This window comes from Luteibacter sp. 329MFSha, from assembly GCF_900111665.1.
In the GTDB taxonomy this organism is placed as follows: domain Bacteria; phylum Pseudomonadota; class Gammaproteobacteria; order Xanthomonadales; family Rhodanobacteraceae; genus Luteibacter.
This window is the reverse complement of the sequence record NZ_FOJE01000001.1, coordinates 2,406,275-2,427,509: the sequence shown is the minus strand read 5'-3', so window position 1 is coordinate 2,427,509 and position 21,235 is coordinate 2,406,275. Positions and strand designations below refer to the sequence as shown.

Annotated in this window: 23 protein-coding genes; 15 read left to right on the top strand and 8 right to left on the bottom strand. The window is 66.7% G+C overall.

Annotation, left to right across the window (positions count from 1 at the left end; genetic code table 11):
* Positions 1 to 19 precede the first annotated feature (19 nt).
* From BMW54_RS10965 to BMW54_RS10950, 4 genes are all read left to right on the top strand, one after another.
* Positions 20 to 889: a trypsin-like serine protease gene (locus tag BMW54_RS10965; RefSeq protein WP_090055346.1), complete on the top strand. Its 870-nt coding sequence runs from the start codon at positions 20 to 22 to the stop codon at positions 887 to 889.
* Complete coding sequence (locus BMW54_RS10960) at positions 886 to 1,242, top strand: antibiotic biosynthesis monooxygenase family protein (protein ID WP_090055344.1); 357 nt, start codon at positions 886 to 888, stop codon at positions 1,240 to 1,242. The genes BMW54_RS10965 and BMW54_RS10960 overlap by 4 nt, the downstream gene beginning before the upstream one ends.
* 85 nt (positions 1,243 to 1,327) lie before the next feature.
* The gene (locus BMW54_RS10955; RefSeq protein WP_090055341.1) at positions 1,328 to 1,960 is read left to right on the top strand and encodes a hypothetical protein; all 633 of its coding nucleotides are present in this window, start codon (positions 1,328 to 1,330) and stop codon (positions 1,958 to 1,960) included.
* Positions 1,961 to 2,008: 48 nt separating this feature from the next.
* A complete protein-coding gene (locus tag BMW54_RS10950) occupies positions 2,009 to 2,962 on the top strand; it encodes an alpha/beta fold hydrolase (RefSeq protein ID WP_090055339.1) in 954 nt (317 codons plus the stop codon).
* On the opposite strand, the gene BMW54_RS10945 is transcribed toward BMW54_RS10950, so the two are convergent.
* The gene (locus BMW54_RS10945; RefSeq protein WP_090055335.1) at positions 2,950 to 3,342 is read right to left on the bottom strand and encodes a VOC family protein; all 393 of its coding nucleotides are present in this window, start codon (positions 3,340 to 3,342) and stop codon (positions 2,950 to 2,952) included. The genes BMW54_RS10950 and BMW54_RS10945 overlap by 13 nt on opposite strands.
* Positions 3,343 to 3,666: 324 nt before the next feature.
* On the opposite strand from BMW54_RS10945, the gene BMW54_RS10940 reads away from it, so the two are divergent.
* The gene (locus tag BMW54_RS10940; RefSeq protein ID WP_090055332.1) at positions 3,667 to 4,305 is read left to right on the top strand and encodes a glutathione S-transferase family protein; all 639 of its coding nucleotides are present in this window, start codon (positions 3,667 to 3,669) and stop codon (positions 4,303 to 4,305) included.
* 480 nt (positions 4,306 to 4,785) lie between these two features.
* Here BMW54_RS10940 and BMW54_RS10935 read toward each other — a convergent pair whose 3' ends face one another.
* Positions 4,786 to 5,532, bottom strand: a complete 747-nt coding sequence (locus BMW54_RS10935) for an SDR family oxidoreductase (protein WP_090055330.1) — start codon at positions 5,530 to 5,532, stop codon at positions 4,786 to 4,788.
* Between the two features lie 99 nt (positions 5,533 to 5,631).
* Here BMW54_RS10935 and BMW54_RS10930 point away from each other — a divergent pair, with 99 nt between their 5' ends.
* A complete protein-coding gene (locus tag BMW54_RS10930; RefSeq protein WP_090055327.1) occupies positions 5,632 to 6,537 on the top strand; it encodes an AraC family transcriptional regulator in 906 nt (301 codons plus the stop codon).
* Between the two features lie 11 nt (positions 6,538 to 6,548).
* Here BMW54_RS10930 and BMW54_RS10925 read toward each other — a convergent pair whose 3' ends face one another.
* Positions 6,549 to 6,917: a hypothetical protein gene (locus BMW54_RS10925; RefSeq protein ID WP_090055326.1), complete on the bottom strand. Its 369-nt coding sequence runs from the start codon at positions 6,915 to 6,917 to the stop codon at positions 6,549 to 6,551.
* Between the two features lie 545 nt (positions 6,918 to 7,462).
* Between BMW54_RS10925 and yjjJ the strand changes: the two genes are divergently transcribed.
* Positions 7,463 to 8,830, top strand: coding sequence for a type II toxin-antitoxin system HipA family toxin YjjJ (gene yjjJ / locus BMW54_RS10920; RefSeq protein WP_254779209.1), 1,368 nt, complete (start codon positions 7,463 to 7,465; stop codon positions 8,828 to 8,830).
* Between the two features lie 9 nt (positions 8,831 to 8,839).
* Here the strand turns inward: yjjJ and BMW54_RS10915 are convergent, their stop codons facing one another.
* Together BMW54_RS10915 and BMW54_RS10910 are read right to left on the bottom strand one after the other, a co-directional pair.
* A complete protein-coding gene (locus BMW54_RS10915; protein WP_090055321.1) occupies positions 8,840 to 9,259 on the bottom strand; it encodes a hypothetical protein in 420 nt (139 codons plus the stop codon).
* A 481-nt stretch (positions 9,260 to 9,740) separates the two neighbouring features.
* Positions 9,741 to 10,571, bottom strand: a complete 831-nt coding sequence (locus BMW54_RS10910; protein WP_090055319.1) for a restriction endonuclease — start codon at positions 10,569 to 10,571, stop codon at positions 9,741 to 9,743.
* Between the two features lie 203 nt (positions 10,572 to 10,774).
* Between BMW54_RS10910 and BMW54_RS10905 the strand changes: the two genes are divergently transcribed.
* A complete protein-coding gene (locus BMW54_RS10905; RefSeq protein WP_175472828.1) occupies positions 10,775 to 12,103 on the top strand; it encodes a lysozyme inhibitor LprI family protein in 1,329 nt (442 codons plus the stop codon).
* A 188-nt stretch (positions 12,104 to 12,291) separates the two neighbouring features.
* Here BMW54_RS10905 and cycA read toward each other — a convergent pair whose 3' ends face one another.
* The gene (gene cycA, locus BMW54_RS10900; protein WP_090055316.1) at positions 12,292 to 13,665 is read right to left on the bottom strand and encodes a D-serine/D-alanine/glycine transporter; all 1,374 of its coding nucleotides are present in this window, start codon (positions 13,663 to 13,665) and stop codon (positions 12,292 to 12,294) included.
* 180 nt (positions 13,666 to 13,845) lie between these two features.
* On the opposite strand from cycA, the gene BMW54_RS10895 reads away from it, so the two are divergent.
* Positions 13,846 to 14,229: a nuclear transport factor 2 family protein gene (locus BMW54_RS10895; protein ID WP_090055314.1), complete on the top strand. Its 384-nt coding sequence runs from the start codon at positions 13,846 to 13,848 to the stop codon at positions 14,227 to 14,229.
* 6 nt (positions 14,230 to 14,235) lie between these two features.
* Here the strand turns inward: BMW54_RS10895 and BMW54_RS10890 are convergent, their stop codons facing one another.
* A complete protein-coding gene (locus BMW54_RS10890; protein ID WP_090055313.1) occupies positions 14,236 to 14,589 on the bottom strand; it encodes a response regulator in 354 nt (117 codons plus the stop codon).
* Between the two features lie 141 nt (positions 14,590 to 14,730).
* On the opposite strand from BMW54_RS10890, the gene BMW54_RS10885 reads away from it, so the two are divergent.
* The 6 genes from BMW54_RS10885 to BMW54_RS10860 are packed head-to-tail and all read left to right on the top strand — an operon-like array spanning position 14,731 to position 20,130.
* Positions 14,731 to 15,588, top strand: a complete 858-nt coding sequence (locus tag BMW54_RS10885) for an STAS domain-containing protein (RefSeq protein ID WP_090055311.1) — start codon at positions 14,731 to 14,733, stop codon at positions 15,586 to 15,588.
* 5 nt (positions 15,589 to 15,593) lie between these two features.
* A complete protein-coding gene (locus tag BMW54_RS10880) occupies positions 15,594 to 15,956 on the top strand; it encodes an STAS domain-containing protein (RefSeq protein WP_090055310.1) in 363 nt (120 codons plus the stop codon).
* Positions 15,957 to 15,961: 5 nt separating this feature from the next.
* Complete coding sequence (locus BMW54_RS10875; protein WP_217642653.1) at positions 15,962 to 16,357, top strand: anti-sigma regulatory factor; 396 nt, start codon at positions 15,962 to 15,964, stop codon at positions 16,355 to 16,357.
* Positions 16,348 to 17,361, top strand: a complete 1,014-nt coding sequence (locus BMW54_RS10870) for an ATP-binding protein (protein WP_090055307.1) — start codon at positions 16,348 to 16,350, stop codon at positions 17,359 to 17,361. Before BMW54_RS10875 ends, BMW54_RS10870 begins: the two co-directional genes overlap by 10 nt.
* Positions 17,358 to 18,206, top strand: a complete 849-nt coding sequence (locus BMW54_RS10865) for a sensor histidine kinase (RefSeq protein ID WP_090055305.1) — start codon at positions 17,358 to 17,360, stop codon at positions 18,204 to 18,206. Before BMW54_RS10870 ends, BMW54_RS10865 begins: the two co-directional genes overlap by 4 nt.
* On the top strand, positions 18,196 to 20,130 hold the full coding sequence (locus BMW54_RS10860; protein WP_090055304.1) for a response regulator: 1,935 nt from the start codon (positions 18,196 to 18,198) through the stop codon (positions 20,128 to 20,130). The genes BMW54_RS10865 and BMW54_RS10860 overlap by 11 nt, the downstream gene beginning before the upstream one ends.
* Before the next feature lie 3 nt (positions 20,131 to 20,133).
* On the opposite strand, the gene BMW54_RS10855 is transcribed toward BMW54_RS10860, so the two are convergent.
* On the bottom strand, positions 20,134 to 21,141 hold the full coding sequence (locus BMW54_RS10855) for a zinc-binding alcohol dehydrogenase family protein (protein ID WP_090055302.1): 1,008 nt from the start codon (positions 21,139 to 21,141) through the stop codon (positions 20,134 to 20,136).
* Positions 21,142 to 21,235: the final 94 nt, after the last annotated feature.

The following is a 21,235-nucleotide window of genomic DNA, read 5'->3' as shown; positions in this document are numbered from 1 at the left end:
TCACCATGAGGATGAATCGATGAAATGGAGTCTCGTGTTCTGCCTGTGGGCGATGTCCAGTGCGGCCGGGGCCGTGATCACCCGGGCCGATGTCGACGATGCGCGCTATCGGGTCGATCCAGGAGCGGTACCTGCGCTGGCGGACCTGCCGGGTGAGGGGCACGGCGTGCTCATCGCCCCCCGGTGGGTGCTGACCGCCGCGCATGCCGCGCCGATGATGATGGAAGGCATGGAAACCGATGTGTCGATCGGCGGAGTCGCGCGTCGGGTGTCGCGGGTGGTCGTCCACCCGGGCTATCGAAAGGTGCCGGAAGCGCTCATCAAGGAAGTCCTGTCGTCGGGCGACTTCGCCAGGCTGTATGCCTCTCTTGGCTCGTCGGACGACATCGCGCTGATCGAGCTGGCGTCGCCCGTCAGCGGTGTCGCGCCCATGCCCCTCTATCGCGGGGACCAGGAAGCCGGAAAGACGGCGGAGCTCTTCGGGAAAGGCGCCACGGGCCATGGCGATCGTGGCCAGGATCCCGCGAGTTCGCACCGCACCATCCTTCGCCATGCCTTCAATGTGATCGAGGGCGCCGACTCGCGCTATGTCTGGTACCGCTTCGACGCACCGCCGGCCGGCCTGCCGCTCGAAGGCATCACGGGTGGTGGCGACAGTGGAGGTCCCTTGGTCATTGGCACGGCCGCATCGGCGCAGCTCGTCGGCCTCGGTTCGTGGAGTCGCTACCCGAAGGATCACCCGTTCTGGAAGGGCTGGGCGCCGGATCGCCCGTTCGTCGGAGGCCTCTATGGTGTGGTGGTGTATGCCGTTCGCGTCTCGCGCTACGCCCCGTGGATCGATAGCGTGATGGCTTCGCCCGAGGAAGCACATGAGGAGACGCCAAAGTGACCACGCCTTCCGACCCGAACGATTCGCCGACACCGCCGACCCCTGCACCCGGCTTCGCGGTGATCTACCGGTGGCGCATCCATGCCGGCCGTGAAGCGGACTTCGTTGCCGCATGGTCGAGGATCACCGGCCTGTTGAAATCCGAGCGCGGTTCGCTCGGTGCACGTCTCCACCGTGGGCAGGATGGCATCTGGTACAGCTACGCCCAGTGGTCGACGGAAGCCGCGCGGGCCGAGGCCTTCTCGCTCGGTCCTGTGGACGAAGCGGCACAGGCCGTGATGAAGGATGCCATCGCTGAATCCTTCCCCGAGATCCCGCTCGAGCCTGTGGTCGATCTACTCATTCGGGCATAAGCTCGAGGAGCTCGTGGCTCCGCCCACCTGAACTATCGGCACGATTTCGTGTCGAGGTAAGTCAGGACGAACCGGGGGCGGGACGATGCAGCCGAGGTACCAGGCATCCGTTGGACGCGGCATCCTTTGGGGAATCATCATCGCCGCGCATGTCGGGCTGATCGCCTGGCTCTACGCCATGCGCGCGAGGCCGGATGTCGAGCTGCCGTACGCATCCCAGGAGCAGCCCATGGATGCCCTTCGCGTCCGGTTCGTCTCCGCCTCCGTGCAACGGCGCCAACCGATCGACCGGCATGCTCCGAAGGTCGTCACGCTGCAGACGTCTGCGTCTCGAACGCTGCGGGCGCCGTCATCCATCCCGTCCAGAACACCAGAACCTGCCTCCGGAAGACCGCCCGGGCAACCGTCCGAGCCGTCCGCTGACTCCGTCGGGCCTACGGGTGGCGCTCAGACGGACGCCGATTCGCTGCCGCATTTCTCGGGGAATCCCGATCTTCGCCAACCCACGTGGAACGCGGCGCCCCGAGCTCCAGGAGCCTCCGATGGCGAGCTGGCGAAGACATTTCATGTAAGGCGCGAAACCAGCATCGACGACAGCGTCCGCGGCATCGGCCGGTACATGGCGTGCAGCCGCGTCCAGATGAAGCGCAATCAGGTCGGCGGAAGCATCGATCCGACCGTTGCCACGGCGTATGCCGCCCTGGGCTGCAAGAAGTAGGCGAACCGAAGCCGGGCGTCCTGCAGGTTCCGCCCAAATCACCGACAAGTGTCTTCAGTCACCGTCGGTGACCAGAAAACCCCGTGCTATATCGAACCTTCACTTCCGGAGGTCGCAGTGAACAGACTCGCATCCGTTGCCATCCTCGCTGCGCTGTCCTTCGGCGCATGGTCCGCAAGCGCCCACGCCGACGGAACCCTCGATGGTCGTTTCGACATCGGCGGTCGCTCCATCAAGCTGAAGTGCGAGGGCAGCGGCACACCGGTCGTGGTGGTGGATGCGGGGCTGGGCACCGCGCCGGCGGAAGATCCGGGCTGGCTTGGCATCGCGGCCAAGGTTGCGCCGGTCACGCGCGTGTGCCTGTACGACCGTGCCGGCGTCGGCGGCAGCGATCCGGTGAAAACGCGCCCGCGCACCAGTAAGGATGCCGCCGAGGATCTGCACGCCGCCCTTAAAGCGGCGCATGTGCCGGGTCCTTATCTTCTGGTCGGACATTCCATCGGCGGGCTGCACGCCCAGGTGTTCGCCAGCATGTATCCGAATGACACGGCTGGCCTCGTTCTCGTCTCGTCGACGCATCCGGATCAATCGAGCGCGTGGCTGTCGGTGCTCGGGCCCGCGAAACCTGGCGAGGAAAAAGCGGTGACCGAGGCACGCACGTTCATCAGCACGGTGCAGACCGATCCGGCGAAGAACGAGGAAGGCCTCGACATCACGCCAAGCCTCGCGCAAGCGAAGCAGCTGCGCTCGCTTGGCGCGAAGCCCGTCATCGTCGCGACGCACAGCCCGCGCTTCCGCATGGTGCCGGGCCTCTCGGAACCGATGTCGATCAAACTCGAAGACGCCACGCAGCGTCTGCAGAAGCAGTTCCTCACGCTGTCGAGCAACGCGCACCAGAACATCGCGGCGACAGCCGGCCATGGGCTGCCGCATGAGGATCCTGCGTTCGTGGTGGCGAACATCCTGCAGGGGGTGAAGGCGGTGCGAGCTCAATCGCCCTGATAGACCGCCTCGACGTTCACGCCATCGGGGTCGAGCACGAACGCCGCGTAATAGCGTGAGTGGTAGTGATCCCGAATCCCGGGCGGGCCGTTGTCCCGGCCACCTGCGGCGAGCGCTTCCTCGTAGAACTGCCTCACCTCGGCGCGGCTGGCCGCCTCGAAGGCCACGTGCATCACCTTGCCCGGCGCGGCGTGGTCGTGCAGCCACAGGCTCGGGTACTCGTTCGCGCCGAAGCCGAGTCGCGTGCCGCCGTTGCGCGTCTCGTGCGGGCCGATGGTGACGAGGAGCGTCACGCCCAGCGGTGCGAGCGCGCGCTCGTAGAACGCCCGGGCCTTCTCTATGTTCTCGACGGCGAATTCGATGTGGTCGATAAGCGGCATGCGTGGCTCCGGCGCGTGGCTGATGGGGCAATGTCGGATAGTTTTGGCTGTAGATCAACGGGTGGAGGGTGGCGAGCCCTTGTTGGCTGCGGCGGAGCGGATCGTGTCGCTTCGTCGTTCGCGCGCGAGCGCGCTCCCACCTGCGGGATGGGCTGCGGTTTGATCGTGCGGCGCAGCAGGGGGTGGGGTCGGAATCGCTGTAGTCTCGCCGGGCGGACCAGCGTTTCCGAAGGATGTCGCGCTGCTCACCGTCGAAGGCTTCCGCGCGGCGAACGCACTCATGGCGCCATACCTTCGGGCCGATTGCCAACCTGGGGAGTAACGATGACCATCACGATCACCGCGTTCGAACGCTCGCCCGATGGCGGCAAGGGTCTGGCGCGCGACACCCGCGTGCGCTGGGCGCTGGAGGAGGTGGGGCAGCCCTACGAGGTGCGCCTCGTGCCGCATCCGCAGATGAAGCAGCCGGACCACATGGGCCTGCATCCCTTCGGCCAGATTCCCACCTACGAGGAAGACGGTCTCGTGCTGTTCGAAACGGGAGCGATCGTGTTCCACCTTGCGGAGCGATATGGCCATCTGCTGCCGGCCGACGCCAACGCGCGGGCACGCGCGATCACGTGGATGTTCGCGGCGCTCAACTCCGTGGAACCGCCGATCCTCGACATCTTCATCGCGAAGATCCTCGAAGGCGACAAGCCATGGGCGGCCGAGCGCGTGCCGATCGTGATGGAGCGCGTGCGTCAGCGACTGAAGCTGCTTTCGGATCGACTGGGCGACGCCGAGTGGCTGGACGGCAAGTTCAGCGCGGGCGACCTGCTGATGGTCTCGGTGCTGATGCGCGCGCGACCGTCGGGCGCCCTCGCGGAGTTTCCGCGGTTGGTGGCATACGTGGAGCGCGGCGAGGCGAGGCCGGCATACCAGCGTGCATTCGCGGCACAGCTGGCCGTCAACACCGCCTGACACTCACCACCGGCTATCACCTTTCGCAGTAGGAGCGGACCCGGCCGCGATCGCTCTTCGCGAGGAGCAACAGGCCCTGCTGCGCAGCGGCGAAAAGCTGTCGCGGCCAGGTCCGCTCCCACAGGTGAAGAGGCGTGGCGAGCACCCATCAGGCGCCGGTGTCGGTGACGACGTCCCGATCGACCGGCTACCCCTCACCGCTGTCGGAGCGGACCTGGCCGCGATCGCTCTTCCCGAGGAGCAACAGGCCCTGCTGCCCAGCGGCGAAAAGCTGTCGCGGCCAGGTCCGCTCCCACAGGGTGACGAGGCGTGGCGAGCATTCTTCACGCGCCGGCGCACGACAACGTCCAGGTCGAACGGCTACCGCCTGCCGCTGTAGGAGCGGACCTGGCCGCGACCGCTCTTCGCGAGGAGCAACAGGCCCTGCCGCCCAGCGGCGAAAGGCTGTCGCGGCCAGGTCCGCTCCCACAACGGCTCGCTTTACGAACGGGCCGCCTGCGACCACTCCACCGCGTCCGCGCCGGCGGGAATGCGCATCGGGGCCGATGCGTCGGTGGCGGCGCGCCAGACGGCTTCCGCGACGTCGCTCGAATGCGTGACCGGGCCGTCGGCCGTCATGCCGCTGAAGACCTGCTGCATGAAGTCGGCATAGGTGGGCGACGGGGGCTGCATGCGGGCGCGGGCGTTTTCGCCGAAGCGCGTGTCCGGGGCGCGGCCGGGGAGCACGAGGTGTGCGCGTACGTTGAAAGGTGCGAGCTCGAGCGCAAGCGATTCGGTGAAGGCGTTCACGGCCGCCTTGCTTGCCGAGTAAACCGACAGCAGCGGCAGCGGGCGGTACGTGACGCTCGACGTGACGTTGATGACGACGCCGTTCTTGCGCTCGCGCAGCTGCGGCAGCACGGCCTGGGTCATGGCGATCGTGCCGAGGGTGTTGGTTTCGAAGACGTCGCGGACGGTGTCCATCGTCATGCCTTCCAGCGCGCTGAGCACGCCGATGCCCGCATTGTTGACGAGGACGTCGATCGGGCCGGCTTCGTCGATCGCGCGACGGATGCTCGCCGCGTCGGTCACGTCGAGCGCGAGGACGCGCATGCGGTCGGACGCCGGGAAGAGATCGGTGCGCGGCGTGCGCATGGTCGCGACGACGTTCCAGCCCTTCTCGTGGAAATGGCGAGCGATATCGAGGCCGAAGCCGGACGAGCATCCGGTGATGAGGACGGTCTGCATGGTGACTCCTGGGGTGAGGGTGCCTGTCGGCCACGATAGGCGCCCCGCCTCGGACTCGCTACACTCTGAAGTCCGAATATCGTTTGCGAGAGTCCGGCCATGATCGATCCCCTGGCGGAAGTGGTCACCCTGCTGCAGCCCAGCCTGCGGCGGTCGAAGCTCGTCTCGGCGGCCGGGTCGTGGGGCGTTCGCCAGGCGGAGCAGGGCAATCCGGTGTATTGCCTGATCCTCGATGGATCCTGCCGCCTGACCCTCGGCGACGACGAGCCGATGGCGCTGCAGGCGGGCGATTTCGTATTGATCCCGGCATGGCGCGACATGCTGCTGTCCGGCAACGAGCCGCCCAGGCCCGAGGACATCGACCGGCATCCCGTGGAACTCCCCAATGGCGAGCACCGTCAGGGCACGCCGGAGGGCCCACACGAGGTGCGCTTCCTCGCGGGCCTGTGCGAATTCGGGTCGCCGGACGCGGCGCTGCTCGTGTCGCTGCTGCCGCGGGTCGTCCTGGTCCGCGACGAGCCGCGGCTCTCGACGCTGGTGCAGCTGGCCAGCGACGAGGCGCGTGCGCAGCGTCCGGCGCGTGAGGTGGTGCTGGCGCGTCTGCTGGAAGTGCTATTCATCGAAGCGCTTCGTTCGACCGCGGGAACCGACGCATCGCCTGGTCTGCTGCGCGGTCTAGCGGATGCGCGTCTCGGCATCGCCATCCGTCATATGCACGAGAATCCCACGCGCGCGTGGACCGTCGTGCAACTCGCCAAAGAAGCGGCCCTGTCGCGCTCGTCGTTCTTCGAGCGCTTCAGTCGGGAGGTAGGTGTCGCGCCGATGGAGTACCTGCTGGCCTGGCGCATGGGGCTCGCGAAGCAACTGCTGCGGCGCGGGGAAGGAACGGTGGCGGAGGTGGCCGAGCGCGTGGGTTACAGCTCGGCCAGTACGTTCAGCGTGGCGTTCGCGCGGCATGTGGGAATGCCGCCGATGCGCTTCGCGCGAGAGTCGGGTGGGCTCTGATCGAACGGCGGTTACATGCCCGCCGCGTCAAGCATCGCATTGCCCGTCTTGCCGGGTACGCCGCCCGCCTTGTAGGCACTGACCATCTTCCCGGCCTTGTCGAATTCGATCACGGTCGATTCGTGCACGCTCGGTCCGCCGGGGAACACCGAAAGGCGCGTGTAGTAGTAGGTCCACACCTCCTTGCCCTTGAACTCCTTCTTCTCGGGCGGATGTCCGATGGCTGCGATCACGTCATCGGTCGTGGTAACGCCTTTCTTGAAGTTCGCGAGTTTGTCCTGCGTTACCTCGATACCGGTCTTGTGGTCCAGAGGGGTCGCGCACCCCACAAGTGCAACAGCGACAATCGCGGCGGCGAACAGAACGGAACATTTCTTCATCGTGGCTCCATAGTTGTTTAGGGATATCCATAAGGCTGCACAGCCGCTCGAGGTTCGTCGCGAATCCAGCGCGGCGACGAATGCTCGCACTCGTCGCCGCTCGACAACAATCGGATGACAAGCGAATCGCGAAAATATCCGGAATTTTCAGAAAAGTTCTATGTCGATACGCATTTTGTTTGAGAAGTAAATAGGCATGTCCCACGAAATGCGTGCATTTTCTGGCTTGCGTCGCTGCTGACATCCGCAGTGGCCGAGCTTGTCTCTTGCCGCCTCACAGCACGTCTCCGGCGATCAGGGATCAGCCATGTCGCGCGCGGGCCGTTCGGGCGGACTAGGGCTCGGCCACTACGTCCAGTGGGGCGTTCTCACGCATGTGGGGTGAGGAGCGCCCGCGGTGTACGGGAAGGGCGCCACGGCGTCGGTCGCCGCTTGATGTCTGCATGAATCTATTCATGTGTCCACTGGAAGTTGAATCAACTTACTGATAAAGAAAGATATTGACATAGAAAATCTATTCATATATCTATTCATGCATGGCAACGATGGTGCGCGCCGAGCAGCTTCTCACCGCCCTGCGGCTGCGGGGTGCCTCAAGCGCGGCCGACCTGGCCGCGGATCTCGGCGTCAGCCAACCCACCGTTTCTCGTCTCCTGGCTTCAGTCGGCGACGTTGTGGCGAGGATCGGCCAGGCCCGACGTAGCCGCTACGCGGCGATTCGGGATGTACGAGGCCTCGGCTCGCGCTGGCCCCTGTTCCGCATCGACGCCCAAGGGCGACCACAGGAGTTCGGCCTTCTGACGGCCCTTTATCCGAGGGGCGCTTTGGTCGCCCCACGTCGGCCGACCGACTGGATGCGCGACGAGTTCTCGGATGGCCTGTTTCCCGGCGTGCCCTGGTTCCTCGACGATCAGCGACCGCAGGGGTTTCTCGGTCGCCAGTTCGCGCAGCGCTGGGCTGGCGCCCTGGGATTACCGTCCGACATCCTGCTATGGGATGACGATGCGGTCATGACGGCGCTGTTGCTTCGCGGGAGCGACGGGCCCGGCGACTTCGTACTCGGCGAGCGATCGCTCGAAGCGGCGCTCGCCGAAGGGCCGTCACCCATTCCGACCGCCGAACGCGGCGAGGTCTATGCGCGGTTCGCGGAGGCGGCGATGGGTGGCGCGGAAGTCGGATCGTCGGCTGCTGGCGAGCAACCGAAGTTCACCACCGCGGTCGCCGACGGGAATAACGAGACGCGCCACGTCATCGTGAAGTTCAGCGAGCCTGTCGATGGCAACGCCACCGCGCGTCGCTGGGCCGACCTGCTTCTGAGCGAACACATCGCCGGAGAAGTCCTTCGGGACCACGGCCACGCCAGTGCACGCTCGGACATCGTCTGGTCAGGAGGGCGCGCGTGTCTCGAAGTGACGCGCTTCGATCGCATCGGCGCGTACGGACGACGCGGCTGCGTCACGCTGGCCGCGTGGAGCGATGCGCACGACGGCGTGCGCGACGATGGTTGGGCGGGTGCCGCCTCGCGAATGCGCGCCGGAGGATGGATCGATGCCGATACGCTCGAACGCATCCGGGAACGCTGGTGGTTCGGTCGGCTCATCGGCAACACCGACATGCATTTCGGAAACCTCGCGTTCTTCCTCGATGACGCGCTACCGCTCGAACTCACGCCGAACTACGACATGCTGCCGATGATGTACCGTCCTGCTGCGAGCGGTGCTGTCGTCGGGCGTGAGTTCACGGTCGCGACGCCGACGCCGGCCGACCTGGCGGTGTGGTCGCTCGCTAGCGGCTGGGCAGTGTCGTTCTGGCAGCGCGTCGCGGAAGACGCCGGCATCAGTCGCGAGTTCCAGGCCATCGCGAATGCCAACGCGCAGATCGTGACCAGGGCGCGATCGCGATTCGCGTCGTGACGGAGTGCGTCATGCTTCGACGTCGACACGGCGGAGCGTGCCGTTGAGACGCTTGAGCAACGCCAGCCCGCGGATGGAAATGTCCCTTTCGGCGATGCGGCCTTGCGCATCAGCGCAAGCGATCTGCTGTTGAATGATTTCGTACGAATTGTCCATCCGGAGATCGAGATATTCATCGTGCGATAGCGAACCGTCGTTCCATATGCCGAGGGTGCATATGAGGTCCAATGCCTCATCACCCGAAATCTGTCCTGTGCTCTGCAGTTCGGATACCGCGTCGAAGAACTGGCGAACCGTCATGTTCGAGAAGTCGTATCGATCGGCCGGTCGCGGATCGCTGACGGATGACGCCTCCACGGTGGCTGGATGGACACTGTCAGCATTGGCGACGGGCGCGAACGTTGCGTTGGAGATAGACGATATATGCATGAATCGGCTTCCTGCGCTCTTGGGATGATTTCTCCATCGTAAGCAAAGCGTCTGTCGACGAACGATCTGATCTCGACCTCGCGGCGTCGTCCTACGAAAAGTGTCGCGTTGGAGGTAACAAAGCAGGCGCCAGTTCTGGCTGTTGGAGCGCACCTGGGCGCGATGCCTTTTGAGGCTGTGTGGCAGGTCCTGAGGCTCTTCGCGAGGAGCCTTCGCGCCCAGGTGCGCTCCAACAAGACAATCTGCGGGCGATGCGGCGACGCGCTGTTGGAGCGCACCTGGGCGCGACATCTTTTGAGGCCGTGAGTGGCAGGTGCTGATGCTCTTCGCGAGGAGCTGTCGCGCCCGGGTGCGCTCCCACAAGCCAAGCTGCGGGCGACGGGTGCGGCTTGGCGAAGCGCTGTTGGAGCGCACCTGGGCGCGACAGCTTTTGGGGCCGTGAGTGGCAGGCCTGTGCCTCTTCGCGACGAGCCAAGCCGCGTTACGGAACCGATGGCGTCGTTTTTTCCAGGATGCGCATCGATTCCGCGTTGGCCGCTTCCCATGCGGCGATTTCCGCTTTCGTGGTCGGGAGGTGGGCTGGCATCGCCGCGTGGCCGTTCATCGTGCTCGCGGGCGACGACTCCACCGGCGTGCCTGGCGTGGCGGGCACGTGGCGGGACGTGATGGCCTGCGCCGCCAGCACGCGCATGGCGCCCTGGGTCGCGCGTGCGGCGTCGGTGCGCGCCTTGAGGACCGTCATCGCGTAGTACTGCCACAGCACGCAGAGCGAAATGGCCATGGTCAGGAAGGCGGCTGCGACCGCGACGATGGGGGCACGGCTGCGCCCGGCGCGCTTCGGTGGATGCCGCGAGGGGCTCCACGACGGCATGGCGTCGAACGAGGCGAACGGAACCGCGGGCTCCTCGATCGGCCCGAGCATCGCGCGCACGGCCTTGCCGTCGATCAGACGGATGTGCCGGAACTTCGCGGCGGCCTCGATCGCGGCGTCGGTGAATTCGCCGGAGGTGATGACGATGGCGCCAGTCGCGGCGGCCGTGTGCATCACGCCGATGAGCTGGTGCACGTCGTTGTGCGGCACCTTCCAGCAGTTCCAGTGCTTGCACTGCACGACGATCGTCTCGAGGCCCTGGCGCAGGATCAGGTCGATGCCGCCGTCGGTGCGGCGCGGGCCGCCGCCGGTGCCGACGTGGTCCACCTCGAACCCCTGCGCACGGTAGTAGTCCGCGATCAGGTGCTCGAACGCGTCCCACGATACGCGGGTGAGCGCGTCGTCGTAACGGAAGCTCACGGGCTTGAAGCCCGTGCTCATCGGATTGTCCTTTGGTGCGGCATGCGATTCCCCTGTTCGCACGACGGCACCGCCCCCCGGCTGGCCACGTGGAATCGGCCGACTATACCCAATTCTCGGGTGCGTTCCTGTAGGCGAAGGACTACAACATTTCCGGGTCGGGAGCGTTCGGCGCGTGTCTCCTAGAATGGTCGGAATGCACCCGCTCACCGAGGAGACGTTTCGTGAGGATCACTGCCACCGTACTGTCGCTCGCCTTCGCGGCCGGCACCTGTCATGCCGCCGGATTCGATTGCGGCAAGGCGTCCACCGCCGTGGAGAAGGCCATCTGCGCGTCACCGGCGATCTCCGCGCTGGATGGCGAGCTCGGCGAGGCCTTCCGGGCGGCGTTGAAGAACCACCCGGACAAGGCCGACGCGCTGAAGACCGACCAGCGCCACTGGCTGGCTGAGCGCGACGCGTCGGTGGCCGCTTACCTTGGCGATCACCCAGGAAAACCACTCGCGGCCGACGTGGCGCGGTATCCCACGCGCATCGCCTTCCTGCGCGGTCTGGATGCGAAGGCGCCGAAGCCGCTCGACACCGTGCAGGCGCTACTGCCACGGTTGCCGAAGGGGTCGGACGATGTGCTGGCGGATCTCGCGAAGGCGGGGGCGTCTGTCGCCGTGGCCGCGGAGGTGTCGCTCGACGATGCGAAGGCGTTTCCGTTCGAGCCCGACGCAGCCGTGACGAAGGCGCTCGCGGAACTCGACGCGTCGTCGGGCTACCGCAAGCTCGACGGGATGCCGGTCAGCTCGGTGTTTTCCGTCGGGGGCACGGCGTCATGCTGGACCGAAGTGCCGTTCCGGATCGAGGGCCGCAAGGCGATCGCGGTCGACGCGCCGGGCGCATGGGCGCCGGACTGCATGTCCCGCCATGGCATGGCGCGCGTCGGCAGCGACATCATCGCGACCGTGCTGTCGAATCCGTCGCCCGACGAGATGAACCTCGGCATCAGTCGCTGGGAAGGGACGCGCTTCGGGCCCGACGCGCAGCTGACGATGCGCTTCGATCACGCATTGGTTTCCGGTGGTAGCGCGTGTGCGCCGAAGCAGTCGCCCTGCGAGGATTTCGCCGCCGTCGCGATGGCGGCGGCTGCGCGCTACGAGCGCAGCCCGGTGCAGGGCACGCTGGATCGCCCGCTGAAGGGCGCCGCGAAGGTGTCGTACGACGCGCTGCTCGCGGCGGCGCGGGCGCCGGGTGGTCTCGCGCCGAAGGGCGAGTCGGCGACGTTCCGGGATCTGCCGGATTTCGGCGGCGCGGTCGGCGAAGGGATGATGACCGGCTACGGCGACGAAGCCACGTTCTTTCCGATCGACTTCCGTGGAGAGACGTTGCTGGGGTACATCGGGCATGGCCACGTGGGCTGGCGCGTCAACGACGATTGGATGCTGTCGGCGTGGCGGCTGAAGGCGGGCACGCTGGAGCCCGTGGCGTCGATGTACGTGAAGGTGGAGCGCGGCGCGCTGTTGCTGTCGGCGGTGGTGCCGGCGCCGGAGCCTCAGTCGCTTTAGTAGGTTTTGCTGTCGCGAGCACCCATCGCGCCCAGGTGCGCTCCAACAGGCTTCTCGCTCCTGTAGGAGCGGCCTTGGCCGCGATGGGGTGGCGGAGGGTTTCTACCTTCGGGTGGGAGCGGCCTTGGCCGCGAAGGGGTGCTTGCCGCGAGCATCCCATCGCGCCCAGGTGCGCTCCAACCGCGGTTTCAGGCCTTGCGGCGGCGCAGGGCGTAGCCGATGCCGAGGATCGCGAACCACACCGGGCTGGCGATCAGCGCCTGGCGCGTGTCGCTTTCCAGTGCGAGCAGCACGAGCACGAACGCGAAGAACACCAGGCAGGCCCAGCACATGAACACGCCGCCTGGCATCTTGTACGCCGACACCGCGTGCAGTTCCGGACGCTTCTTCCGGTAGGCCATGTAAGCGATCAGGATCAGCGACCACACGAACATGAAGAGGATCGCGGCCAGCGTCGTGACCAGCGTGAACGCGGTGACGAGGTTCGGGATGACGTACACCAGCATCGCGCCGCCGAGCAGGCACAGGCACGAGAACAGCAGGCCACGCGAGGGAACGGCGGCCTTCGACAGGTGCCGGAAGGTCGACGGCGCATGGTCTTCCTCGGCCAGGCCGTAGAGCATGCGGCTGGTGGAGAAGATGCCGCTGTTCGCCGACGACGTGGCCGACGTGAGCACGACGAAGTTGATCAGGCTGGCCGCGGCCGGGATGCCGGCGAGCACGAACAGTTCCACGAAGGGGCTCTTGCCGGGCAGCACCTGGCGCCACGGCGTCACGGACATGATCACGACGAGCGCGAGCACGTAGAACAGGATGATGCGGACGGGGATCGAATTGATCGCCTTGGGCAGGTTGCGCTCCGGATCGGCCGTCTCGGCGGCGGTGGTGCCGACGAGTTCGATGCCGACGAACGCGAACACCGCGATCTGGAAACCGGCGAAGAAGCCGCCGATGCCGGTGGGGAAGAGGCCACCGTCGTTCCACAGGTTCGCCAGCGACGCCACGTGGCCGTCCGGCGAGCGGAACGCCCAGGCCACCATGCCGAAGCCGGTGACGATGAGCGCGCAGATGGCGATGATCTTGATCAGCGCGAACCAGAACTCCAGTTCGCCGAAGAGGCGCACGGTGGTTAGGTTGAGGCAAAGCAGGAGCGCCACACACAGCAACGCCGGCACCCATGGCGCGAGCCCAGGGAACCAGAACTGGGCGTACGAGGCGATGGCGATCACGTCCGCGATCGCGGTGATGATCCAGCAGAACCAGTACGTCCATCCGCAGAAGAAACCGGCCCATGGACCGAGCAGGTCGGTGGAGAAGTCGATGAACGACTTGTACTGCAGGTTGGAGAGCAGCAGCTCGCCCATCGCGCGCATGACGAAGAAGAGCATCACGCCGATGATGAGGTAGACCAGCAGGATCGACGGGCCCGCCAGGCTGATGGTCTTGCCCGAGCCCATGAACAGGCCCGTCCCGATGGCACCGCCGATGGCGATCAGCTGCAGGTGGCGGTTCGACAGGCTGCGCCTGAGGTGCTCGGGGGACTGCTCCTGCGGATGCGACATCGGGCGGCTCGGGGTTGGGACGGAAGCGGGCACCATACGGGGGAGGGGGAGGGGTCGGCAAGGCACGGCATCACGCGCACCGGGGCCGCTGCCGCGGATCGCCGATACGATCGGCTCCCACCCTCCGCACGGTCGCCGGCTTCGTTACTATCCGAAACGCCCACCGTGCTGGATACCCTCATGACCGACCCGTTCCGCCAGGCCCTGATCGACGCCTACATCGACGCGTACAACCGCTTCGACATCGAGGGCATGCTCGCCGTGCTCTCCGACGACGTGCGCTTCGAGCACCATGCGGGCGGGGATATGAGCGTGGCGACCGACGGCAAGGACGAGTTCGGGAAGCTGGCGCGGGTGGGTGCGGCGCTGTTCGCGTCGCGGCGGCAGGAAGTGACCGCGGTCCGCGACGAGGGCGACACGGTCGTGGTGGACATCGCCTTTCACGGCGAGATCGCCGAAGACATCCCCGACGGCCCGGGCGCGGGCACCGTGATCGAGATGGTGGGGACGTCCGAGTTCGCGTTCGACGGAGGGAAGATCAGCCGCGTGATCGACCGGGCCTGACTTCCGTCAGGCGGCCAGGTCGCGGATCGCGTTCAGCAGGGTCTTTCGGTCGTAGGGCTTGGCCAGATACCGCATGCCCGGCCGGAGCCAGTCGTGCTGTTCCGGGGCCTCGCCGGAGGTCACCAGCACGCGCATGTCGTGATGGCGGATGGCCAGCTCCTGGCCGCCGATCCGGCCGGGCATGTTGATGTCGGTGAACAGGACATCCGCCTTGCCGGTCGCCAGCCAGTGTTCGGCCTCGTCCCCGTTGCGCACGGAATGCACCTCGTAGCCTTCCATGTCGAGGATCATTTCGGAGAGGTCGCGGATGGCGTCGTCGTCTTCGACGAGCAGTACGACCGGGAGGGGTTGGGACGACATGGGACGGGCTCTGGTAAGGGACGCTGGACGAGGCGATTAGCCCGTCCGCCGTGAACACGATGTCAACGCGTTCGGCGACGAACTGCACTATTCCATTGTGCCGGGTGTGAACGCATCATAGCGTTTTTACAGGGGATGCCCATGGCCGCACTGTCTCAGCGCACTATCGACGCCGTTCGGAAGAACGAATCCAGCCTGCTCGCGGAGTGGACCGCCAATCTGGACGCCAGCGGTGCCTCGCGCGACGCGCGTATCGGCCACGCCGAGTTCGAATCGCAGACGAAGGAATTCCTCCGCCTGCTCGTCACCGGATCGGCCACCAGCGAGATCAACGGTGCCGGCGGCAACGAGTGGAGCGAGATGCGCGGCTTCCTCGAGCGCCTCTCGCGCAGCCGTGCCCTGCAGGGGTTCGACTCGCAGCAGACCGCCAGCTTCATCTTCTCGCTGAAGCGCCCGCTCTTCGACCTGCTCCAGGTGGAATACGCCAGCGAGCCGACGGAGCTCGCCGGTCAGCTCTGGGCCGTCTCGGAACTGCTCGACGGCCTCGGCCTGCACACGATCCGCACCTTCCAGAAGTCGCGCGAGGAAGTGATCGCGCGTCAGCAGGAAGAACTGCTCGAACTGTCCACGCCCGTGGTGAAGCTCTGGGACGGCGTGCTCGCCCTGCCGATGATCGGCACGCTGGATTCCCAGCGCACCCAGGTCGTCATGGAATCGCTGCTCCAGCGCATCGTCGAGACCGGCGCCGAAATCGCCATCATCGACATCACGGGCGTTCCCACGGTGGACACCCTGGTCGCGCAGCACCTGCTGAAGACCGTTACCGCCATCCGCCTGATGGGCGCCGACGCGATCATCAGCGGCGTGCGTCCCCAGATCGCGCAGACCATCGTGCACCTGGGCCTCGACCTGCAGGGCATTGTCACCAAGGCCAATCTCGCCGACGCGCTCGCGCTGGCCCTGAAACGCTCGGGTTTCATCGTCGGCAAGGAAGGCTGATCGCCATGGAGCGCATCCCCATCCTGCGCATGGGCGAGTTCCTGCTCGTCACCATCCAGGTCGACATGCACGATCAGCTGGCGCTGACCCTGCAGGACGACCTCTCCGAGCGCATCAGCGACACCGGCGCGCGTGGCGTCCTCATCGACATCTCGGCGCTCGACATCGTCGATTCCTTCATCGGCCGCATGATCGCCACGATCTCGGGCCTGTCGAGGATCATGGACGCGGAAACCGTCGTGGTCGGCATGCAGCCCGCCGTGGCGATCACGCTCGTGGAGCTCGGCCTGACGCTGCCCGGCGTGAGCACGGCGCTGGACGTGGAGCGCGGCATGAAGCTGCTGCGTGACCGCGTGTCCGCGCGATGAACACGATCAGGCAAGGCACCCAACCGATCCGGATCGAACAGGATGTCGTGCTCGCCCGACAGACCGCGCGCAAGCTCGCCGTCGAAGCCGGGCTGCGCCTGGTCGACCAGACCAAGCTGATCACGGCGGCCAGCGAACTGGGCCGCAACACCGTCATCTACGGCGGCGGTGGCGACATGGACTGGGAGCTGCTGGAAGACGGCGGGCGCAAGGGCCTGCGCCTGATCTTCCGCGACGAAGGTCCCGGCATTCCCGACGTGAAACTGGCGATGACCGATGGCTGGACGTCGGGCAGCGGCCTCGGCCTCGGCCTCACGGGCGCCAGGCGTCTCGTGGACGAATTCTCGCTGGAGAGCGCGGCCGGCGCGGGCACGCGCGTGACGATCTGCAAATGGACGTGACCTTCAGCGGCGAACCGACCCGCATCGTCGCGATCGAGGACGCCACGCAGATCGGCCAGGCGCGGCGCGTCGCGCAACTGGCGGCCGGCGGCGCGGGGTTCGATGCCACCGACGCGGGCCGCGTGGCCCTGGTGACCACGGAGCTGGCCACCAACGTGCTCAAGCATGCGCGCAGCGGCGAGATCCACATTTCGGTCGTGCAGGGCGACGGCGCCTATGGCGTCGAGGTGACGGCCGTCGATCGTGGCCCCGGCTTCAACCTGGCCGATTGCCTCCCCGACGGATTCTCGACCGGCGGCACGCGCGGCGAAGGCCTCGGCGCGGTGCGCCGTCAGTCCGACGTCATGGACATGTACGCCGATCATCGCGGCTCGGTGGTGATGGCGCGCCTGTACCCGAAGGGCTTCGCGAGGGCCGACATCCGCTTCGCCGCCACGCAGCAGCTGATGCAGGACGAGACCGTCTGCGGCGACGGGTGGGGCGTGGCGCTGGACAAGGACAAGGTGTCGATCCTGCTCGTCGACGGGCTGGGGCACGGCATGTCGGCGCACGAGGCGGCGAACGCCGCGCTGGCGACGTTCCGCGAGGCGCCGCTCGAAGAGCCGGTCAACCTGATGGGCGCTCTCAACACCGGCATGACCGGCACGCGCGGTGGCGCGGTCGCGGTGGCGCAGTACCTGCGCGAGAGTGGCGTGCTCCGCTATGCGGGCATCGGCAACATCGCGGGCGGCCTGCTCACCATCGATGGCTCGCGCGGCCTGGCGTCGCATCCCGGCATCGTCGGTGTGCAGGCACGCCGCGCCCAGTCGTTCGATTTCCCGCACTCGCAGGGCAAGCTGCTCCTGATGTACAGCGACGGCCTGCAGTCGCGCTGGAACCACAAGGAATACCCCGGCCTGCCCAACCGGCACCCGGGCGTCGTCACGGCGCTGCTGTATCGCGACTTCAATCGCGGCCGCGACGACACGACCATCCTCGCCATGACCCTCGGGACCGGCCTGTGAGCGACAACGACGACATCGCGCGGCTGACCGCGGAAAACGATTCCCTCCGCGCGGAACTGGAAGAGACCAACCAGGGCGTGCTCGCGCTGTACGCCGAACTCGACAAGCAGGCCGAGCAGCTGCGCCAGGCGTCGGAGCTGAAGAGCCGGTTCCTCTCGTACATGAGCCACGAGTTCCGCACGCCGCTGGGCTCCATCCTCAGCATCGCGCGCCTGATGGCCGACGGCATGGACGGCCCCCTCAACGGCGAGCAGCAGAAGCAGGTGTCGTTCGTGGCCAACGCCGCGCGCGAGCTGAGCGACATGGTGGACGACCTGCTCGACCTGGCGAAGATCGAGGCGGGCCGCATCACCATCTCGCCGGCGTGGTTCGAGCTGATGGACCTGTTCTCGGCGTTGCGCGGCACGTTCCGCCCGATCGTGGACGCGACGGAGGCCGACCTGATCTTCGAGGATCCGGAGCACATGCCGAAGCTCTACACGGACGACAAGAAGCTCGCGCAGATCCTGCGCAACTTCATCTCCAACGCGCTGAAGTTCACGCCGCGCGGCGAGATCCGTGTCTCCGCGCAGCTGGAAGGCGACGATCGCGTGCGATTCGCCGTCAGCGACACCGGCATCGGCATCCCCGAGGAACTGCAGGGCGCGCTGTTCGAGGACTTCACGCAGGTGGACTCCCCGTTGCAGAAGCGGCTGCGCGGCACGGGCCTCGGCCTGTCGATCTGCCGCCAGTTCGCGCACCTGCTGGGCGGCGAGGTCGGTGTGGTGAGCCACCCCGGCAAGGGTTCCGTCTTCCATGTGGTGCTGCCCCTGAAACTCTCCAGTGAGTCGAACGATGCCTCGTAACTCCCGGCTGCTGATCGTCGACGACAACGCGGCCACGCGCTATGCGATGCGGCGAACGGTGGAGCGCGCGGGTTACGAAGCCATGGAGGCCGGCACGGGCACGGAAGGCCTGGCGCTTCTTGCCAGCCACGAGTTCGCGGCGGTGATCCTCGACGTGAACCTGCCCGACATGAGCGGCTTCGACATCGTGCGCCGATTGCGCGAGGCGCCGGAGACGATGCTGCTGCCCGTCGTGCACGTGTCGGCCGCGTCGATCGACACGGGCGACCTGATCACCGGTCTCGACAACGGCGCGGACGCCTATCTGATCCATCCGGTGGATCCGGACGTGATGCTCGCGACGCTGCGCACGCTGATGCGCGTGCGCGAGACCGAAGACGAACTGCGCGCCGCCGAAGCGCGGTTCCGCGAGATCTTCACCAACATCGCGGCGCCGATCGCCGTGGTCGACGGAGCGCTTCGCATCCTGGATTCGAACGAGGCGTTCGACCGGCTGATCGAGGATGCCGGCTGCACCGGCGAACTGGTGTCCTGCTTCGAACCGGGCCAGGATGAAACCCTGGCGCAGATGCGCGAACACCTCGCGTCGAACGAGCGCTGGCGCGGCGTGCTGTGCATGCACTCGCGCGCGGGCGTCCGCGAGACGGAATGGCGGGTCACGCCGTATCGCAAGGAAGGCGGCCTGGTCTTCGTCGAGGACGTCACCGAGCAGCGTCGCCGCGAGCGCGATCAGCTCGAACGCATCGACACGGCGCACAGCCAGCTGGCGATCGAGAAGGCCGAGCGCGAACGCACCGAGCTGCAGCTGTTGCAGGCGCAGAAGATGGACGCGCTGGGCAAGCTCACCGGCGGCATCGCGCACGACTTCAACAACCTCCTGACCAGCATCATCACGGGCATCGACCTGATCAATCGTCAGGTTGAGGCCGGCAAGCCCGACAAGGTGCAACGCTTCGCCGATGCCGTGCTCGGTTCCGCACGTCGCGCCGCCGCGCTCACGCACCGCCTGCTCGCGTTCGCGCGCCAGCAGCCGCTCGATGCGAAGGCCTCCGACCTCAAGGGCAACGTCCGTTCGCTGGAAGACATGCTGCGACGGACGCTTGGCGAGCGCGTCACGCTGGAACTGGATCTTTCCGGTGAGCCCGTGGTCGCCGAGGTGGACACGAACCAGCTCGAGAACGCGGTCATCAACCTCGTCATCAACGCGCGCGACGCGATGCCCGAGGGCGGACGCATCCGGATCGCCACCGGACGACGGCGCCTCGTCGGCGACGGCTCGCTGCCCGATGGCGATTACGTGCACGTGACCGTGTCGGACAACGGTTCGGGCATCGCGCCCGATGTGCTGCAGAAGGTGTTCGAGCCGTTCTTCACCACCAAGCCGCTGGGGCAGGGCACGGGTCTCGGCCTGTCGATGATCTACGGTTTCGCGCGCCAGTCCGGCGGCGAGGCACGCATCGAAAGCGTCGTGGGCCGCGGCACCGAGGTGACGCTGCTGTTGCCCGCCAGCGAAGGCGAGGTGGTGACCGTCACGGCCGGCCAGGGCGAGATCGCCGGCGGACACGGGGAGCGGGTGCTGTTGGTGGAGGACACCGACTCGTTGCGCATGTTCACCGCCGAGGTCCTGACCCAGGCGGGCTACACGTGCGTGGCCACGGGCGACACCGATCGCGCGCTGTCGCTGCTGCGCGGCGACGAATCGTTCGACCTGCTGCTCACCGACATCGGCATGCCGGGCCTCGACGGACGCGAGCTTGCCGACGTGGCGCGCGCGTGGCGTCCGACGCTGCCGGTGCTGTTCATGACCGGCTACGCGGAAAACGCGACCGAGCGGTCGCGTTTCCTCAATCGCGGCATGGATCTCATCGCGAAGCCGTTCGAGATCGATGCCTTGCTGACGCGCGTCAGGCAGATGCTCGATTAGGCTTCAGAAGCCCTCGAGCACGATCTTGCCCTTCGCCTTGTGGCTCTCGATGCGCTGGTGGGCGCGGCGCAGGTTCTCGGCGGTGATAGGGCCGAAGTGCTCGCCGAGCGTGGTGCGCAGGGTGCCGTCGTCGATCAGCGCCGCGACGCGATCCAGAAGCTCGTGCTGCTTGATCATGTCGGGCGTCTCGTAGGTCGAGCGCGTGAACATCGACTCCCAGTGCAGCGAGATCGCCTTGCGCTTCAGCCTGGTCGCATCGAGCGCGTGCGGGTCGTCGATCAGGCCGAACTGGCCCTGCGGCTTAACGATCTCCACGATCTGCTCGTAGTACGCGTCGGTGTGCGTGAGGCTGATCAGGTGATCGACGTGCGCGATGCCCAGCGCTTCGAGTTGCGGTCCGAGCGGCTTCGAATGATCGATCACATGATGCGCGCCCAGTTCGCGGACCCACTGGGCCGTCTCCTCGCGCGAGGCGCTGCCGATGACCGTGAGCTTCGTCAGGCGGCGCGCGAGCTGCACCAGGATCGAGCCGACGCCACCACCGGCGCCGATGATGAGGATCGACTCGCCCTCGTGGCCGCCTTCAGCGATCTTCAGGCGGTCGAACAGCATTTCCCACGCGGTGAGCGCGGTCAGCGGGAGCGCGGCGGCGTGGGCGTCGTCGAGCGTGCGCGGCTTGTGGCCGACAATGCGCTCGTCGACGAGCTGGAACTCGGCGTTGCTGCCGGGGCGGTTCAACGCACCGGCGTAGTAGACCTCGTCGCCTTCCTTGAACAGCGTGACACCTTCGCCGACCGCCGCCACCGTGCCGACGGCGTCGAAGCCCAGCACGCGGGGCGCCGTGGTCTTCACGCCGGCGCGCACCTTGGTGTCGACGGGATTCACCGAGACGGCGCTGACGGCGACCAGCAGGTCGCGCGGGCCGGGGACCGGCTGGGGAATGTCCATTTCGACCAGCGAATTCGCGTCGTCGATGGGCAGGCCGTGATGGGTGTAGACGATGGCTTTCATGCGGGTGGCTCCGTTGAGGATGGCGTCATGCTCCTCCCCGGGGCGTTGCCGAAAAACCATCGCCGCGCGGGATCACTTTCATCGCCACGGTGAA

Coding starts and splice junctions, on each gene's coding strand:
- BMW54_RS10965 (WP_090055346.1), top strand. CDS start 20: ATGAAATGGAGTCTCGTGTTCTGCCTGTGGGCGATGTCCAGTGCGGCC.
- BMW54_RS10955 (WP_090055341.1), top strand. CDS start 1,328: ATGCAGCCGAGGTACCAGGCATCCGTTGGACGCGGCATCCTTTGGGGA.
- BMW54_RS10945 (WP_090055335.1), bottom strand. CDS start 3,342: ATGCCGCTTATCGACCACATCGAATTCGCCGTCGAGAACATAGAGAAG.
- BMW54_RS10940 (WP_090055332.1), top strand. CDS start 3,667: ATGACCATCACGATCACCGCGTTCGAACGCTCGCCCGATGGCGGCAAG.
- BMW54_RS10935 (WP_090055330.1), bottom strand. CDS start 5,532: ATGCAGACCGTCCTCATCACCGGATGCTCGTCCGGCTTCGGCCTCGAT.
- BMW54_RS10930 (WP_090055327.1), top strand. CDS start 5,632: ATGATCGATCCCCTGGCGGAAGTGGTCACCCTGCTGCAGCCCAGCCTG.
- BMW54_RS10925 (WP_090055326.1), bottom strand. CDS start 6,917: ATGAAGAAATGTTCCGTTCTGTTCGCCGCCGCGATTGTCGCTGTTGCA.
- yjjJ (WP_254779209.1), top strand. CDS start 7,463: ATGGTGCGCGCCGAGCAGCTTCTCACCGCCCTGCGGCTGCGGGGTGCC.
- BMW54_RS10915 (WP_090055321.1), bottom strand. CDS start 9,259: ATGCATATATCGTCTATCTCCAACGCAACGTTCGCGCCCGTCGCCAAT.
- BMW54_RS10910 (WP_090055319.1), bottom strand. CDS start 10,571: ATGAGCACGGGCTTCAAGCCCGTGAGCTTCCGTTACGACGACGCGCTC.
- cycA (WP_090055316.1), bottom strand. CDS start 13,665: ATGTCGCATCCGCAGGAGCAGTCCCCCGAGCACCTCAGGCGCAGCCTG.
- BMW54_RS10895 (WP_090055314.1), top strand. CDS start 13,846: ATGACCGACCCGTTCCGCCAGGCCCTGATCGACGCCTACATCGACGCG.
- BMW54_RS10890 (WP_090055313.1), bottom strand. CDS start 14,589: ATGTCGTCCCAACCCCTCCCGGTCGTACTGCTCGTCGAAGACGACGAC.
- BMW54_RS10885 (WP_090055311.1), top strand. CDS start 14,731: ATGGCCGCACTGTCTCAGCGCACTATCGACGCCGTTCGGAAGAACGAA.
- BMW54_RS10880 (WP_090055310.1), top strand. CDS start 15,594: ATGGAGCGCATCCCCATCCTGCGCATGGGCGAGTTCCTGCTCGTCACC.
- BMW54_RS10870 (WP_090055307.1), top strand. CDS start 16,348: ATGGACGTGACCTTCAGCGGCGAACCGACCCGCATCGTCGCGATCGAG.
- BMW54_RS10860 (WP_090055304.1), top strand. CDS start 18,196: ATGCCTCGTAACTCCCGGCTGCTGATCGTCGACGACAACGCGGCCACG.
- BMW54_RS10855 (WP_090055302.1), bottom strand. CDS start 21,141: ATGAAAGCCATCGTCTACACCCATCACGGCCTGCCCATCGACGACGCG.